Origin of the sequence: Nonomuraea sp. NPDC050556 (assembly GCF_044457355.1) — a bacterium.
Classification (GTDB): Bacteria; Actinomycetota; Actinomycetes; order Streptosporangiales; family Streptosporangiaceae; genus Nonomuraea.
The window spans coordinates 2,204,824-2,219,581 of sequence record NZ_JBITGU010000001.1 but is presented as its reverse complement, the minus strand read 5'-3'; the positions used below and the strand labels follow the sequence as shown (position 1 = coordinate 2,219,581).

Sequence of the window (14,758 nt, the reverse complement as noted above, 5' to 3'; positions counted from 1 at the left end):
CCGCACCCCACATTGCCCGCCGTTGCAGAACGAGATTTCACCTCGCTGAACAACCGTCGCCCGCATGGCCGCGATCACCCCATGGGCAGTGCGCGAGGTGGAGGGGAAGAATTCGTTGACGCAGCCCCGTCTCCTCCCTCCCGGGAGGAGCGGGGGGCACCGGACGAGGTTTGGTGCCCCATGCTCGATCAGCCGTCGAGCTCGGCGAGGGCGTCGGTGATGAGTTTCCGCGCGCCCTTCCCGAACACTGCGAGAGCGGAGAGGTCCTTGAACACCTCGGCGTATCGTGCGATCTCGTGGGGGCGGGTCACCGTCAGATGGCCGGACACCAACTCCACGGTCACCTCTGCTTCGTCGAACATGAAGAACATCTCCTGAGGCCACAACCCATGACGTTCTACCTTGAACGGGATGATGCCCAACGACACCGCAGGCAGTGTGGTCGCGGTGAGCAGGTGTCCGAGTTGGCCGGCCATCGCCTCGATGTCGCTGATGCGTGAGCGCAGGACGGATTCCTCCAAGACCACTGCGATGCGTCGGTGTCCTTCGTGAATGACGTGCTGCTTGTCGACTCTCACCTGTACGGCCTCGTCAACGTCATCGGGTAGCCCGTAGCGGCTCATGAAGCTCGACAGCAGCTCAGCGACATATGACTACTCACAGTTTCCAGGGTGACGCCGTGTCGAAAGGGTTGTCGTGGCTCCGACCATCTGGTGAGAGTGTTCGACGAGCCTGGGAGGCTGGAGATGAGCAAGGTCGTGCTGGATGTGTCGGTTTCGCTGGACGGGTTCACGGCCGGTCCGAACGTCCGTCAGGCGGAGCCCATGGGTGATGGCGGCGAGCGGCTGCACATGTGGATGGCGGACGATGAGCAGGTGCGTCAGGAGGTGGACGCGAGCGTCGGCGCCACGATCATCGGGCGGCGCACGTTCGACCTCGGCCTGGAGCCCTGGGGAGGCACGCCATGGCCGGGGGTGCCGGGCTTCGTGGTCACCCATCGGACCAGGGAGGACCTGGTCGGCGACAACGGGGGCACGTTCGCCTTCGACGGGCTCGAGGCCGCGGTACGGCGGGCCAAGGCGGCGGCCGGGGACAAGGCCGTCCTCGTGCTGGGGGCGGACGTCGCCCGTCAGCTGCTCGGGAAGGGGCTGCTCGACGAGCTGTGGATCCATCTCGTCCCGATCCTGCTCGGCGGCGGGACACCGCTGTTCGACGGCGAGCTGGCCGAGCTGGTCCCGGACGGGAAGCCGATCACGGGCGCGGCGACCCACCTGCGCTTCCGCATAGCCACGCCATAAAGCGCCGCGTCATAAAGCGGCCGCGCCGCAGAGATGCCTCACCCGGGTGCTGATGAGAGCTCCGCCGCCGCCTCGATGGCGAGCTCGATGGCCCGGCCCGCGAGCGGCGACTGGTTGTGTCCCGCCCGCCAGTGCAGGTAGATCTCCCGCGGCGGCAGGCCAGGCCGGAGCTCGTGGACCCGGAGCCGGTCGTCGGACTGCACGTCGGCGCCGCGGATGGCCAGCCACGGCAGCACCACCGACCCCAGACCCGCCCGGACCATCGACAGCAGGGTGTCGTTGACCGCTGAGCGGAACACGACCTGCGGCCGGGCCCCGCTGCGGGCGATCGCCTCCTCCATCGTGGTCTGGTCGCAGATCAGCGGCCAGGCCACCATGGGCGCGCCGTCGAGCCGTTCCAGCGGCACCGGGCCGTCGGGGAAGGCACCGGGCCCCGCCACCAGGAGGTACGGGTCGTCGAGCAGCTTGAGGCTCTCGACGTCGCCGCCGATGAGGCCGTCGTAGAAGATCAGGTCGAGGTCGCCGATCTCCGGCTGGTCCGGTTCCTCCTCCGACAGCCTGATGTCGCAGCCCGGGTGCTCCTCGCGCAGCCGCCGGATGACCGACGGCAGGATCACGTTGGACACGCTCTGGAAGGTGCCGATGTCGATCCGGCCGTCGCCCGCCTTGAACCGGTCCACCGCTTCGGCCAGCGCCTCCGCCTGCGCCAGCAGCTCGCGGCCCTGGCCGAGGACCACCGCGCCGAGCGGCGTGAGCCGTACCGCCTTGGGACCGCCCGGCCGGTCGAACACCAGCCCGCCGACGGCCCGCTCCAGCGCCGCGATCTGCTGGCTCACCGTCGACTGGGTGTATCCGAGGCGGGCCGCCGCCCGCCCGAACGAGCCCTCCTCGGCGATGGCGGCCATCGCCGCCAGGTGGCGCAGCTCGATGTCGATCATGCGATCCATCTTAATAAACGATCGAGTCGATCGTAAATCATCGTTTTTCACGATTGATGGTGTCGGCCTAGCGTGCCGGATATGAAGAAACTACAGTCGGCGCTCTGGCTGCCGCTCTTCGAGGAACTCGCCGAGCCGCGCGCGGTCGCGCGCCTGGCCGCCGAGGCGGAGGAGGCCGGGTGGGACGGCTTCTTCGTGTGGGACCAGCTGTCCTGGCGGGCGCCGGTCAAGCACGTCGCCGACCCGTGGATCACGCTGGCCGCCGTCGCGGCCGCGACCGAGCGGGTACGGCTCGGCACGATGGTGACGCCGCTGGCCCGCCGGCGCCCGGCCAAGGTCGCGCGGGAGAGCGCGACGCTCGACCGGCTCAGTGACGGCCGCCTCATCCTCGGGGTCGGCCTCGGCAGCGACCGGTTCGGCGGCGAGTTCTCCAAGACCGGCGAGGAGGTCGACGACCGGCTGCGCGGGCAGATGCTCGACGAGTCCCTGGAGATCCTGGCCGCCGCCTGGTCCGGCGAGCCGGTGCGCCACCACGGCGAGCACTTCACCGTCGACGACGTCGCCTTCCTGCCGCGGCCGGTCCAGCGGCCGGGCGTGCCGGTGTGGGCCGCCGGGTTCCCCGGCAACAAGAAGCCGGTGCGCAGGGCGGCCCGGCTGGACGGCTTCTTCCCTGCCAACCTCGAGCACCCGGACCAGCTCGCCGAGGTCGTCGCCGCCCTCACCGAGCTGCGCGAGGGCGACATGGCGTCCTACGACCTGGCCATCGCCCTGCCGCTCGGCGCCGACCCCGAGCCCTACGCGAAGGCCGGGGCGACGTGGTGGCTGCCCGAGATCGACCCTGGGGTCCGGCTCGACACCGTGCGCGACGTGATCCGCGAGGGCCCGGCGGCGTGAGGAACCCGGACGGTTCGCCGCTCGTGTCCCGTACGGCACAGCCGGGCCGTACTGCTTGTTGACCCCGCTCAAAGCCCGGACACACCATGCGACCATGGGCATAGGAAAGCTCCTCCACCACCACACGGAGTCCAGCGACGGTGGCGGCACGATCGACCACCCGCGCACGTACGAGGCCATCGCCTCGCTCCTCCTGCTCGGCGCCCGGCGCCGGTACTTCACCCGCCTCGCCGCCCTCAGCGGCGCGCGGCAGGACGACCGGGTCCTGGACGTCGGCTGCGGCACCGGCTACCTCACCAGGATCCTGGCCACCCGGGCGGGACGCGTCACGGGCGTCGACCTGTCTTCCGCGATGATCGGATACGCCCGCCGCCGCGCGCCCGCGAACTGCGACTACGTCGTGGGCGAAGGGCAGGCGCTCGACCTGCCGGACGCCTCCTTCGACGTCGTCGTCTCCAGCCTCGCCGTCCACCACATCCCGTCAGGCGCCCGCGCCGCCGCGATCCGCGAGATGTTCCGCGTGCTGCGCCCCGGCGGGCGGCTGATGATCGCCGAGTTCCGCCCGCCGACCGGACACGTGTCCGCCCGCGTGGTCGGCATGATCACCGGGCCCGCCATGCTCGAGAACCTGCGCGACCAGATCCTCCGCCTGCTCGCCGACGCCGGGTTCCGCTTCAGGGACGAGGGCCGCGTGGGCCCGGTGCTCACCTACCTGCGAGCCGTACGGCCAGACGCGGACTAGCGGTGGCTCGTGAGGATGGCGTGGTGGTCGACGTGGTGCGGGCCGTCGGGGTCGGCGTGGACGGTGGCCGAGCGCAGGCGCGGCAGGTCGTGGATGAGCCGGTGCTCCGCCGCCACCGCCACGGCGTGCGCGTCCAGCAGTGACAGCTCGTGGCTCACCACGATGTCGACCTCGGCGTGCAGCGCGTGACCGACCCAGCGCAGCCGTACGGAACCCGCTCCCAGCACCCCGGGCACGTGCCCCAGGATGTGCTCGGCGCGGTCGACCAGTTCGGGGTCCACGGCGTCCATCAGCCGGTGGTAGATCTCCCGCGCCGCGTCCTTGAGGACGAAGCAGATGGCGACCGTGATGAGCAGCCCGACGATCGGGTCGGCCAGCGGGAAGCCCAGCGCGGCCCCGCCCGCGCCGAGGAGGACGGCGAGCGAGGTGAAGCCGTCGGTCCTGGCGTGCAGCCCGTCGGCGACGAGCGCGGCTGAGCCGATCTCGCGGCCGACCCTGATCCGGTAGCGGGCCACCCCCTCGTTGCCCAGGAAACCGATGATCCCGGCCGCGGCCACCCAGCCGAGGGCCTGCACGTCCTCCGGGTTGATCAGCCGCCTGATCGCCTCGTACCCGGCGAAGGCGGCGGAGCCCGCGATGAGCACGACGATGACGATCCCGGCGAGGTCCTCGGCCCTGCCGTACCCGTAGGTGAACCGCCGGGTGGCGGCGCGGCGGCCGAGGGAGAACGCGATGGCCAGCGGGACGGCCGTCAGGGCGTCGGCGAAGTTGTGCAGGGTGTCGCCCAGCAGCGCGACAGAGCCGGAGAACGCGACGACCACCGCCTGGAGCGCGGCGGTGAGGGTGAGGACGGCGAAGGAGATCGCCAGCACCCGCATGCCCCTGGCGCTGGACTCCAGCGCGGCGTCGGTCTTGTCGGCGCTGTCGTGGCTGTGGGGCGTCAGCGCGTGCTTGAGCTTCGAGATCGACATGGTGTTCCTCACTTGCCGACGATCGCCTGTACCGGCAGTATATGTAGTCATGTACGCACGCGACAACGTCTCAGGTGCGAACCCGACGCGGGAGCAACTCGACGCGGCCGTGGACGCGTTCCGGATGCTGAGCGACGGGACCAGGCTGCGGCTGATGTGGCTGCTGTCGTCGGGCGAGTACGACGTCGGCTCCCTCGCCGAGTCGCTCGACGTCGCCCGCCCGTCCGTCTCCCAGCACCTGGCCAAGCTCCGGCTGGCCGGACTGGTGCGGACGCGCAGGGAGGGCCGCCGCGTCCTCTACCGGGCCCGCGACGCGCACGTGCGTTCGCTGATCTCCGAGGCGCTCTTCCACGCCGACCACGAGGTCTCCGGGATCCCCCGGCACGAGGACTAGGCGTCCAGGATGGGGAGGGCCGCAGGCGGCGGGGTGAGGGCGGCCGCCAGGCTGGAGGTGCAGGCCACGACCCCGGCCAGGCGGGCGCCGAACAGGTCGGGGAGGTGGATCGCCGGCTCCAGCACCAGGGTCATGCCCGGCCGCAGCACGGTGGCGTCGGAGACGGGCTCGTGGGCGCCCAGGCCGATGCCGCGGCCGGTCAGGGGTGCCGCGAAGGGGCCGTAGCCGCTGCCGTCGATCACCGCGGCCGCCGCGGCGGACACCGCTCCCACGGTGACGCCCGGCCGTACGGCGGACAGGGCGGCCCGGTGGGCGGCGAGCACCACCGAGTACATCGCCTCGTAGTCCTCGGGCGGCTCGGCCACGGCGTACACGCGCGCCACCTCGGCGCAGTAACCGTCCCACCTTCCCAGGACGGACACCTGGACGGCGTCGCCGGGGTTGATGACCCGATCGGACGGCTGGTGGGCGGGCAGTGAGGTGTGCGATCCGGCCGAGACGCGCACGGACAGCGCCTCCTCGCACCCCGTCTCGGCCAGCGCCACCCGCAGCCGCACGGCCATGTCCCGCTCCGTCCGGCCGAACCAGGGCTGCGCCAGCACCAGGTCCAGGGCCGCGCCCGCCGCGCCGCCCGCGCGGGCCAGGGCGGTCAGCTCGCGCGCCTCCTTGACCTGGCGAAGCGAGGCCAGTACGGCAGAGGCCGGGACGAGTTCGGCGTCGATGCGTAACGCGAACAGCTCGGCCACCCGCATCTCGGGATCGACCCCGACCCGCCGCGCGCTCGACGGCACGACCGGGTCCGCCGTCTCCACGGGACGCCCGGAAAGCGTCACCACGAGGTAGGCGTCGCCCCGGCCGCCGAGGAAGCGGAAGTCGGGGGAGGGGCGAAGCACCAGGGCGTCGATCCCCTCCCGCCGCATCGCCGCCCGCACGGCCTCCAGGGGGATCACCGCGGGGCGTGGAGCCAGCAGGCCACCGGGCCGAAGTCGGGCTCCCGCGTGGTGCAGATGTCCATCACCTGCGGGCAGCGCGGGTTGAACCGGCACCCCGGCGGCGGCGACGCCGGATCGGGCACGTCGCCGGGCAGCTCGGCAGGCAGGACGCCCAGCCCGTCGGGCGACGGGATGGCGGCGAGCAGCGCCCGGGTGTAGGGGTGTTCGGGGTCCGCCCACACCTCGGACGTGCGGCCCACCTCGACGATCTTGCCGAGGTACATCACCGCGATCCGGTCGGCGATGAGCCGCACCACCGACAGGTCGTGGCTGATGAACAGCAGCCCGGCCCCCGACGACACCGCCAGGTCCCGCATGAGCGTCGCCACCTGCGACTGCGCCGACGCGTCCAGCGCCGAGATCGGCTCGTCGCCGATCAGCAGCCGTGGCTGCGCCGCCAGCGCGCGGGCGATCGCGATGCGCTGGCGCTGCCCGCCGGAGAACTCGTGCGGGTGCCTGGAGGCGAAGTCGCGCGGCAGCCCGACCCGTTCCAGCAGGTCGGCCGGGCTCGTCCGGGTGTCGCCCGAGACGCGCAGGCCGTCGGCGATCTGGTCGCCGACGCGACGGCGCGGGTTGAGCGAGGCGTACGGGTCCTGGAACACCATCTGGATGCCGGTCAGCGTCCTGCGCCGCAGCCCGAGCGGCGTGACGGGCTGCCCGTCGAAGGTGATCGCGCCCTTGGCCGCGGAGTTGAGCCCGCAGACCGCGCGCGCCAGCGTCGACTTGCCGCACCCTGACTCGCCGACGAGCCCGACGACCTCGCCCGCCGCCACGGTCAGGCTCGCCCCCGCCACCGCCGTGACCGCCGGCCGCCCCGGGGTGCGGTGCTCGACGACCAGGTCGTCGATCGTGAGCAGCGTCATGGCAGCGCCTCCAGCAGCGACTGGGTGTACGGATGGTCCGGTTCGCGCAGCACCTTGGCGCGCGGGCCGGTCTCCACGACCAGGCCGTCCTTCATCACGCTGACCTCGTCGGCGATCGCCGACATCACGCCCAGGTCGTGGGTGACCAGCAGGACGGCCAGGCCGAGCTCGTCGCACAGCCCGCGCAGCAGCCGCAGCACCCCGGCCTGCACGGTCACGTCGAGCGCCGTGGTCGGCTCGTCGGCGATGAGCACCTTGGGGGAGCAGGCCAGCGCGATCGCGATGGCCACGCGCTGCCGCATCCCGCCGGAGAACTGGTGCGGGTAGCGCCCGAAGGCCTCCGCGGCGCCGGGAATGCGGACCTTCTCCAGCAGCTCGATCGCGCGGGCCTTCGCCTCGCCCTTCGAAAGCCCCAGGTGGTGGCGCATGTGCTCGGTCAGCTGCCTGCCGACGGTCAGCATCGGGTGCAGGCTGGTCGCCGGATCCTGGAAGACCATGGCGACCTCGCCGCCGCGCACCTTGTTGAGCTCCTTGGCAGGCAGGGTGAGCAGGTCGCGGCCCTGGAAGGTGATCGAGCCCGTGGCCGTCGAGCCGTGCGGCAGCAGCCCGAGCACGGCCAGGCCGGTCATGGTCTTGCCTGAGCCGGACTCCCCGGCCAGCCCGTGCACCTGGCCCTCGTGCAGCTCCAGCGAGACGCCGTTGAGCACCTTCTTGCCGAGGATGTCCACTTTCAGATCGCTGATCTTCACAGTGCGCGCTCCTTGATGGCGCGAGCCGTACGGGGATCCAGAGCGTCGCGCAGCGTGTCACCGAGGAAGTTGAAGGCCAGCACCACCGTCAGGATCGCCAGACCCGGGAACGTCGCCACCCACCAGCTGTCGAACACCTCGACGCCCGAGGCGACCATCGCCCCCCACTCCGGCGACGGCGGCTTCGCGCCGAGCCCGAGGAACGACAGGCCGGACAGCAGCAGCAGCGCCGTGCCGATGTCGAGTGTGGCCAGCACCAGCACCGGGCCGGTGACGTTCGGCAGCACGTCGACGCGGAGCGAGCGCCACACCGAGAAGCCGAGCAGCCTGCCGCTCAGCACGAACTCCCTGGTGCGTACCCCGAGCACGAGCCCGCGGGTGACGCGGGCGTAGGCGGGCCAGGCCACCACGAGGACGGCCAGCACCGCGTTGCCCAGGCTCGCGCCGAGTGCGGCGGCCACCACCATGGCCAGGATGATCGTGGGGAAGGCGAAGACCAGGTCGGCCAGGCGCATGATGCCCTCGTCCACCCAGCGCCCGAAGTATCCGGCGCACGCGCCGAGCAGGCCGCCCACCAGCAGGCTCAGCGCGACCAGCAGCAGCGTCAGCGGGATCGACACCCGCGCGCCGTACATGACCCTGCTCAGGATGTCGCGGCCGAGCTGGTCCGTACCGAACCAGTGGCCCGGACCGGGCGGCGCGAGCCGGGGCAGCTCCTGCGCCAGGGGGTCGTGCGGCGCGAGCAGAGGGGCGGCGATCGCGATGACCAGCCACGCGAGCGCGATGACGCCGCCGACGACGGCCAGCGGCTGACGCCACGCGGCGGGCAACCGCCGCCGCGCCAGGGGATCCCGCTTCACTGGAGCCTCACTCGGGGGTCGATGACGCCGTAGAGCACGTCGACGACGAGGTTGATGACCAGGTAGACCACGCCGACGACGAGGCCGACGCCCATGACGGCGGGCAGGTCGAGGGTCGTGGCGCTCTTGTAGGCGTACTGACCGACGCCCGGCCAGGCGAAGATCGCCTCCACCAGGACCGTGCCCGACAGCAGCGAGCCGAACGCCAGACCCGCCACCGTGATGATCGGCACCAGCGCCGAGCGCAGCACGTAACGGAAGAGGATGGTACGGCCGGGCAGCCCCTTGGCGCGGGCCGCGCGCACGTAGTCGTGGCCCAGCACCTCCAGCACCGCGCTCCTGGTGAAGCGGGTCAGCAGGCCGATCGTGTAGAGCGCCAGGACCAGCGCTGGGGTGACCAGGTGGCCCGCGGCGCTGGTGAAGATGTCCCACCGCCCGGCCAGCAGGGCGTCGACCGTGTGCAGGCCGGTCACGGCGGGCGGCGCGCCCAGCGCGGCGTCCACGCGGCCGCTGCCGGGCGTGATCTGCAGGCGGTAGAAGAACACGTAGAACGCGACCAGGGCCAGCCAGAACGTGGGCACCGAGATGCCGATGAGGCTGAGCACGCGCAGGACGTGGTCGGACAGGCGGTCCCTGCGCAGGGCGGCGATCACGCCGAACGCCACGCCCAGCACCAGCGACACCACGATCGCCGCTCCGGCCAGCTCCAGCGTGGCGGGGACCGCCTCGGCCAGGTCCTGGCTGACGGGGCGGTGGCTCTGCTGGCTGGTGCCGAGGTCGCCCTGGAGGATGCCGCCGAGGTGGATCAGGTACTGCTGGGGGAGCGGCTGGTCCAGGCCGTGCTCGCTGCGCCACTGCGCGACGATCGCCGGGTCGCCCAGGGCCCGCTGGCCGAGGTTGGCGGCGACCGGGTCGCCGGGGACCAGGTTGGTGAGCACGAACGTCACCAGCGTGATGCCCCAGGCGAGCAGGACGGCTATGAGGATGCGCTTGAGCAGGAAGCGAGCCAGCGGATGCCTTCCGGTACGGCTCCGCCTGGCCGTACCCACCGACCCCGGACCCCCACTACCGGAAACCCCTTCCACGGGGAGGACCCCCTCCTTTGAGGGGACTTCACCGGGTGTGGGTCTTTCCGGGTCGGGGTGTGGGTCGTGGGGGTCCGGGGTGGGTGGCATGGCTACTTGCTGCCGAGGTCTGCGACGTCGACGGTCCACACCGGGTGGTAGGCCAGGCCGGTCACCGAAGCCGCGGTCACGATGTTCTGGCTCGGCTGGATCAGCGGGATGAACGGCCCGCTCGCGTTGAGCTGCGTCTGCACGTCGGCGTACGCCTGCTTGCGCGCGTCGTCGCCCACCGCCGTGGCCGCCTTCTCACCCGCCGCCTCGATCTCCTTGGCCGCACCGGCCTTCCACCCGGCACGCAGGCCCACCGTCTTGCCGGGCAGGAACGCCAGGTAGTCGCTCGGGTCCGGGTAGTCAGGACCCCAGTACCAAAGCCCCAACTCCTCCTTGCCGTTGCGGTAGTTGTCCAGCGCCGTGGTGATCGGCGCGGGCGCCAGGTCGACGGTGATGCCGACCTCCTTGAGGTTCGCCTGGATCCGCTCGGCCAGCGGCTGGAACGACAGCCCGTTGACCGTCAGCTCGCTCGGGTACTCCAGCTTCACCGTCGGGTTAGCCAGCCCGCTGGCCGCCAGCGCCGCCTTGGCGCCCTCGACGTCCCGCTTGACCGCCTGGTCCGCGGGCAGCGCGCCGAGCAGCTGCGACGGGATGACGCCCGGCGCCTGCGCCGAGCCCTCACCGGCCAGCTCCAGCAGCCCCGCGTAGTCGACGCCCTTGCGCACGGCCTCGACGAACTTCGGGTTCGTGGTGGTCTTGCTGACGCCGGAGTCCTGGTTGGCCAGCAGGAAGATCACGTTCGCCGACGCGGTCTTCTGCACGACCTGGCCGCCGGAGATGCCCTTGACCTGGTCGCCGGACAGGTTCAGCGCCACCTGGCTGTCGCCGCGCTGGACGTTCAGCTTCTGCGTGGCCGCCTCGACGTTGCGCACGACGACCTTGTCGTAGGCGGGCTTGGTGCCGTAGTACTTCGGGTTGGCCTTCAGCACGACCTGGGTGCTCACGTTGAACGACTCGATCGTGTACGGCCCGGAGCCGGCGCTCGCCGAGTTCAGGTACTGCTCGGCCTTGTCCTGCGCGTCGGCCGTCGCGCCGTGCTCCTTGGCGACCTTGCTGTTGAGGATGCCGAGCGCGGGGTTGGGCAGGATGTACGGCAGCGCCGGGTTGGCGCTCTTCGACGTCATCGTGATCGTCGACTCGTCGGTCTTGGCCGTCTCCACGCCGTCGAGCAGGAAGGACGGGTTGCCCTTCAGGTCGCGCACCCGGTTGAGGGAGAAGACGACGTCGTCGGCGGTGATCGGGGAGCCGTCGCTGAACGTCGCGCCCTTGCGCAGCTTCAGCGTGAGGACCTTGCCGTCCTGGGACAGCTCGTACGACTCGGCCAGCGCAGGCAGCGGCTTGGTCACGTCGGCGCCGTCGAAGGTCAGCAGCGTCTCGTAGACCGCCTTGCCGATGAACAGGCCGGTCGGCTCGTAGGTGCGTCCTGGGTCGGCCGTCTTGAGGTCGAAGGACGTGTCGACGACGAGGGTCTTGGCGCCCTGCGCGGCCGGAGCCGAGCCGGTGCCGCCGCCGCTCGAGCAGGCGGCTAGGGCGAGTGCGCCGGCGAGCAGAACTGCCGCCGTCTGCGAGCGGGTCGCCATGGTGTGTCCTCCAGATGGACGGTTAGCCGAGGGATGTCGAGGATTGTGCGGCAGAATGTCCAGCCTCTGTCGTTCGGCAGAGACATCTGGTGAGCGATATGTTGCCCCGATGAGTGAAATTTCCAGAAATGGTGGGAGTGGTGGCGGCACACCTGGACGTATCGGCATCGGTCTTGAGCTGGACGCGACGCATCTGAAGATCCTCGAGGTCCTGCGGGAGAACGGCCGCATCTCGGTCGCCGCGCTGGCGGAACGGGTGGGGATCTCCCGCGCCAACGCCTACACCCGGTTCGAGGCGCTGCGCGCCGACGGCACGGTCAAGCGCTTCACCGCCGAGATCGACCACGTCCGCGCCGGGCTCGGCATCACGGCGCTGATCTTCGTGACGGTGCGCCAGCAGATGTGGAAGCAGTTCAGGGCGCAGCTCGCGCAGATGCCCGAGGTGGAGTACTGCGCGATCACCACCGGGCAGCACGACGCGATGATCCAGGTGCGGATGGCCGACGTGGCCGCCGTGCACGCCATGGTCACCGAGCGGCTGGCCAACATCCCGGCCGTCAAGGCCACCGAGACGGTGTTCATCCTGGACGAGGTGCTGAAACGCCCCTACATCCTGCCCAGCGACCGCCCGGTCCGCCGCAGCCCGGCGCCGGAGCCGTCGGAGGTGCCCCTGGGCAAGATGCGCTTCGTCGGCGCCGCCGAGGGCCGCGCCGCGCTCCGCAAGGAGGGGTGAGGACTCAGGCCCAGTACGGCTGGGCGCGCAGGGAGGCGGCGACCACGGCGGCACCGTCCACCTGGACGGACGCCTCAGGGATCCCGAACTTCGGCCACTCCACACCGAACGTGAAGGGTGCGGGCGGCGGCAGCGGCGACAGCCACAGGCTCCACTGCCCGGTCATGCTGCGGTCGTCGGCCGAGGTGCCGCCGCCGAGGTGCAGGAGCGACCCGTTCACCCGGTCGCGCCCGTAGGTCGCCGCCCGCGTCCCGTCGGGGTAGACGACGTGGAAGAGCGCCTCGTCCTGCGGGTCGGGCGGGAACATGTCCAGCCCGGACGCGCGGGCCGCCACCTCCACCAGCAGCACGACGCCGCCGGGAAAGGCCGTCGCCGAGTGCAGCGCCATGAAGACGGTGCGCGTGCGGACGACGACCAGCTCCACGGGCACGACCCCGCCGAGGACATCCGTCGGCGGGAACGGGGGTGAGGGCCTCATATCGTCCAAACTACGCCGGGAGCACCTCCGCGCAGATGCTCGTGTGCAGGACGTCGTCGCCGTCGAACTGGAACTCCTCCACCAGGCGCAGCAGGCCGTCCTCGCCGGTCTCGATGCGGCTGGTGCTCTGGCCGCCCGCCGTACCGCCTGCCTTGAGCGCGTGCACGTAGGTGATGGTCAGGACCTCGCCGGAGCGGGTGCCGACGAACCGGCCGTGGGTGACGGTGTCGCCGTGGTAGCTGCCCCAGACGACCCCGTCGGCCTCGGAGTAGTCGAACGTGGTGGGCCCGTCGGGGTCCACCACGCTCGCGGTCGAGCTCACCATCACGAATCTGCGGTCGTTGAGAAGGTTCACGCCGACCAGCGTGCCGACATGTCTCGACAAATGCCCCCGAGCCTGGACATATCGTCACGATCAAATCCGGAAAAGTCCGGAAATGTCTAACGGCGGAGCTGCTCGTTCATGATGAGGAACGCGCCGAGGCCGTGGAAGTCGTTGACCGGCCTGGCGCGGCCGAAGTAGTAGCTGAGGACGTCGTCCACGTTGGTGCCCTCGGAGATGTCGACGATGTTCGTGCGCCCGTCGGAGCCCAGCGACACCTTCGCCAGCACGCCCTGGTACCCCCGATCCGCGTTGACCTGGTAAGACGCGTCCACGTACCCCTTCTCGACGGACTTGTCGATCGTGTAGGTGTACATCGCCGAGCACGAGGTCTCCGTCCAGTTCGAGGTGTTCGTCCCTTCGGTCACCACCTGGAACCAGCGCCCGGACGCCGGGTCCTGGAAGGAGGCGTAGGCGGGCACGAGCGTGCGCAGCATGTCGATCAGCGCGGCCCGCCTGGGGTGGTTGGCGGGCAGGATGTCCAGGATGTCGACGGTCGCCATGCCGAACCAGCCGATCGCGCGGCACCACGAGATGCCGTTGGTGTTGCCCAGCGCGGGCTTCACCCACGAGGCCGTCAGCCCGCCCGGCTCGTCGTAGGCGTGGTAGAGCAGGCCGTTGGTGCGCCTGAGGTGGCTGAAGTAGACCTCCAGCTGCTTGGCCGGTTCCGTCTGGGTGAAGGAGTCGGACTGCACCCAAGCGCCGTAACGGGCCAGGAACGGGTTGACCATGAAGACGCCGTCGGCCCAGAGCTGCCCCTGGCGCGAGTCCGAGGTGGAGTGCCACCACCCGCCGTCGGAGGTGCGCGGGTAGGTGTTGAGCCGCGTCCTGATCTTGGCGGCGGCCGTGCGGTAGCGGGTCTGGCCGGTCTCCTTGTAGAGGGCGAGCAGCACGTTGCCCGCCTGCATGCTGTCGAGGTTGTTGAAGGAGTTGGAGATGTTCCCGCTCGCGTCGACGAAGCGGTCGGCCCAGGCCTTGATGTAGTTCAGGTAGCGGGCGTCGTGGGTGCGCTGCCAGACGAGGTACTGACCCCACAGGTAGAGGCCGGTCGTGTAGCCCCAGCCGCCCAGCGTGGTCGGGGTGGCGCGGGCCATGGTCGACTCGACCACGGCGACGGACCAGTCGGTCTGCGTCGTGCCGTCGTCGACGGACAGGGAGTCGACGTTGGGCCCGCCGTTGGCGGTGGTGGCGGTCGCGGTGACCGTGTTGGTCCCGGCGTTGAGCGTCGCGGCCAGCGTGGCGGTCCGCCAGGTGGTCCAGGCGCCGGTGCCGGGGAAGTCGACGGTGGTGGCCGCGCCGTTCACCGAGATCGACAGCGGGCGGTTGGCCGTCGTGCCGTTGGCGTAGCGCACGACGAGGGTGACGGGGCGCTCCTCGGTGGAGGAGATCGTCCACTGCACCGACGATCCAGCGACGTTGTCGTAGTTGACGAAGCCGGTCCCGGTGTAGCCGGCGTGGTTGGACTCGACCACGCCCTGCACGATGGTGGCGTTCTCCGCCTCGTACAGGACGCTCGACTGTGCCATGAGGCTCATGGCGAGGGCCGCTGCGGCGATTCGGGACAAGACTGGCTCCTCACGCTCAGGTGAGACATCCCATGTCTCACCACGGCAGATGGCGGGGGGTGATCCTCTCCGTGACCCCAAAACAGTGAGATCGCAGAGCAGAGATCCAATCTTTCGCGAGGGTTATCTGATCTAACTCCTATC

General features: G+C 70.8%; 17 protein-coding genes. 5 read left to right on the top strand and 12 right to left on the bottom strand.

Annotation, left to right across the window (positions count from 1 at the left end; all coding sequences use genetic code 11):
* Positions 1-188: 188 nt before the first annotated feature.
* Positions 189-638 carry a Scr1 family TA system antitoxin-like transcriptional regulator gene (locus ACIBG8_RS11000; RefSeq protein ID WP_397343923.1) on the bottom strand — a complete coding sequence of 150 codons (450 nt, stop codon included), beginning with the start codon at positions 636-638 and terminating at the stop codon, positions 189-191.
* Between the two features lie 108 nt (positions 639-746).
* Here ACIBG8_RS11000 and ACIBG8_RS10995 point away from each other — a divergent pair, with 108 nt between their 5' ends.
* Positions 747-1,298, top strand: a complete 552-nt coding sequence (locus ACIBG8_RS10995) for a dihydrofolate reductase family protein (protein WP_397342474.1) — start codon at positions 747-749, stop codon at positions 1,296-1,298.
* A gap of 38 nt (positions 1,299-1,336) precedes the next feature.
* On the opposite strand, the gene ACIBG8_RS10990 is transcribed toward ACIBG8_RS10995, so the two are convergent.
* Complete coding sequence (locus ACIBG8_RS10990) at positions 1,337-2,236, bottom strand: LysR family transcriptional regulator (protein ID WP_397342473.1); 900 nt, start codon at positions 2,234-2,236, stop codon at positions 1,337-1,339.
* An 81-nt stretch (positions 2,237-2,317) separates the two neighbouring features.
* Here ACIBG8_RS10990 and ACIBG8_RS10985 point away from each other — a divergent pair, with 81 nt between their 5' ends.
* Together ACIBG8_RS10985 and ACIBG8_RS10980 are read left to right on the top strand one after the other, a co-directional pair.
* Entirely contained in the window at positions 2,318-3,130 is an 813-nt protein-coding gene (locus ACIBG8_RS10985; RefSeq protein WP_397342472.1) for an LLM class flavin-dependent oxidoreductase, read from the top strand.
* A gap of 94 nt (positions 3,131-3,224) precedes the next feature.
* Positions 3,225-3,872, top strand: a complete 648-nt coding sequence (locus ACIBG8_RS10980) for a class I SAM-dependent methyltransferase (protein WP_397342471.1) — start codon at positions 3,225-3,227, stop codon at positions 3,870-3,872.
* Here the strand turns inward: ACIBG8_RS10980 and ACIBG8_RS10975 are convergent.
* Positions 3,869-4,855: a cation diffusion facilitator family transporter gene (locus ACIBG8_RS10975; protein WP_397342470.1), complete on the bottom strand. Its 987-nt coding sequence runs from the start codon at positions 4,853-4,855 to the stop codon at positions 3,869-3,871. The genes ACIBG8_RS10980 and ACIBG8_RS10975 overlap by 4 nt on opposite strands.
* Before the next feature lie 37 nt (positions 4,856-4,892).
* On the opposite strand from ACIBG8_RS10975, the gene ACIBG8_RS10970 reads away from it, so the two are divergent.
* Positions 4,893-5,237 (top strand): ArsR/SmtB family transcription factor, encoded by a 345-nt coding sequence (locus ACIBG8_RS10970; RefSeq protein ID WP_397342469.1) that lies wholly within the window; start codon positions 4,893-4,895, stop codon positions 5,235-5,237.
* Here ACIBG8_RS10970 and ACIBG8_RS10965 read toward each other — a convergent pair.
* The 6 genes from ACIBG8_RS10965 to ACIBG8_RS10940 form a co-directional block, all read right to left on the bottom strand.
* The gene (locus tag ACIBG8_RS10965; RefSeq protein ID WP_397342468.1) at positions 5,234-6,187 is read right to left on the bottom strand and encodes a M24 family metallopeptidase; all 954 of its coding nucleotides are present in this window, start codon (positions 6,185-6,187) and stop codon (positions 5,234-5,236) included. The genes ACIBG8_RS10970 and ACIBG8_RS10965 overlap by 4 nt on opposite strands.
* Entirely contained in the window at positions 6,184-7,092 is a 909-nt protein-coding gene (locus ACIBG8_RS10960) for an ABC transporter ATP-binding protein (RefSeq protein WP_397342467.1), read from the bottom strand. Before ACIBG8_RS10960 ends, ACIBG8_RS10965 begins: the two co-directional genes overlap by 4 nt.
* Positions 7,089-7,841, bottom strand: a complete 753-nt coding sequence (locus ACIBG8_RS10955) for an ABC transporter ATP-binding protein (RefSeq protein ID WP_397342466.1) — start codon at positions 7,839-7,841, stop codon at positions 7,089-7,091. The genes ACIBG8_RS10960 and ACIBG8_RS10955 overlap by 4 nt, the downstream gene beginning before the upstream one ends.
* Complete coding sequence (locus ACIBG8_RS10950) at positions 7,838-8,701, bottom strand: ABC transporter permease (protein ID WP_397342465.1); 864 nt, start codon at positions 8,699-8,701, stop codon at positions 7,838-7,840. The genes ACIBG8_RS10955 and ACIBG8_RS10950 overlap by 4 nt, the downstream gene beginning before the upstream one ends.
* A complete protein-coding gene (locus tag ACIBG8_RS10945) occupies positions 8,698-9,786 on the bottom strand; it encodes an ABC transporter permease (RefSeq protein WP_397342464.1) in 1,089 nt (362 codons plus the stop codon). Before ACIBG8_RS10945 ends, ACIBG8_RS10950 begins: the two co-directional genes overlap by 4 nt.
* 92 nt (positions 9,787-9,878) lie before the next feature.
* Entirely contained in the window at positions 9,879-11,456 is a 1,578-nt protein-coding gene (locus tag ACIBG8_RS10940) for an ABC transporter substrate-binding protein (protein ID WP_397342463.1), read from the bottom strand.
* Between the two features lie 109 nt (positions 11,457-11,565).
* Between ACIBG8_RS10940 and ACIBG8_RS10935 the strand changes: the two genes are divergently transcribed.
* The gene (locus ACIBG8_RS10935; RefSeq protein WP_397342462.1) at positions 11,566-12,189 is read left to right on the top strand and encodes an Lrp/AsnC family transcriptional regulator; all 624 of its coding nucleotides are present in this window, start codon (positions 11,566-11,568) and stop codon (positions 12,187-12,189) included.
* A gap of 4 nt (positions 12,190-12,193) precedes the next feature.
* Here ACIBG8_RS10935 and ACIBG8_RS10930 read toward each other — a convergent pair whose 3' ends face one another.
* The 3 genes from ACIBG8_RS10930 to ACIBG8_RS10920 all read right to left on the bottom strand — a co-directional run bounded on the left by ACIBG8_RS10930 (position 12,194) and on the right by ACIBG8_RS10920 (position 14,614).
* Positions 12,194-12,667 carry a hypothetical protein gene (locus tag ACIBG8_RS10930; RefSeq protein ID WP_397342461.1) on the bottom strand — a complete coding sequence of 158 codons (474 nt, stop codon included), beginning with the start codon at positions 12,665-12,667 and terminating at the stop codon, positions 12,194-12,196.
* Positions 12,668-12,677: 10 nt separating this feature from the next.
* Positions 12,678-13,022, bottom strand: a complete 345-nt coding sequence (locus ACIBG8_RS10925) for a hypothetical protein (protein WP_397342460.1) — start codon at positions 13,020-13,022, stop codon at positions 12,678-12,680.
* A gap of 86 nt (positions 13,023-13,108) precedes the next feature.
* On the bottom strand, positions 13,109-14,614 hold the full coding sequence (locus tag ACIBG8_RS10920) for a glycoside hydrolase family 88 protein (protein ID WP_397342459.1): 1,506 nt from the start codon (positions 14,612-14,614) through the stop codon (positions 13,109-13,111).
* Positions 14,615-14,758: the final 144 nt, after the last annotated feature.

Coding starts and splice junctions, on each gene's coding strand:
- ACIBG8_RS10995 (WP_397342474.1), top strand. CDS start 747: ATGAGCAAGGTCGTGCTGGATGTGTCGGTTTCGCTGGACGGGTTCACG.
- ACIBG8_RS10990 (WP_397342473.1), bottom strand. CDS start 2,236: ATGATCGACATCGAGCTGCGCCACCTGGCGGCGATGGCCGCCATCGCC.
- ACIBG8_RS10985 (WP_397342472.1), top strand. CDS start 2,318: ATGAAGAAACTACAGTCGGCGCTCTGGCTGCCGCTCTTCGAGGAACTC.
- ACIBG8_RS10980 (WP_397342471.1), top strand. CDS start 3,225: ATGGGCATAGGAAAGCTCCTCCACCACCACACGGAGTCCAGCGACGGT.
- ACIBG8_RS10970 (WP_397342469.1), top strand. CDS start 4,893: ATGTACGCACGCGACAACGTCTCAGGTGCGAACCCGACGCGGGAGCAA.
- ACIBG8_RS10960 (WP_397342467.1), bottom strand. CDS start 7,092: ATGACGCTGCTCACGATCGACGACCTGGTCGTCGAGCACCGCACCCCG.
- ACIBG8_RS10940 (WP_397342463.1), bottom strand. CDS start 11,456: ATGGCGACCCGCTCGCAGACGGCGGCAGTTCTGCTCGCCGGCGCACTC.
- ACIBG8_RS10935 (WP_397342462.1), top strand. CDS start 11,566: ATGAGTGAAATTTCCAGAAATGGTGGGAGTGGTGGCGGCACACCTGGA.
- ACIBG8_RS10930 (WP_397342461.1), bottom strand. CDS start 12,667: ATGAGGCCCTCACCCCCGTTCCCGCCGACGGATGTCCTCGGCGGGGTC.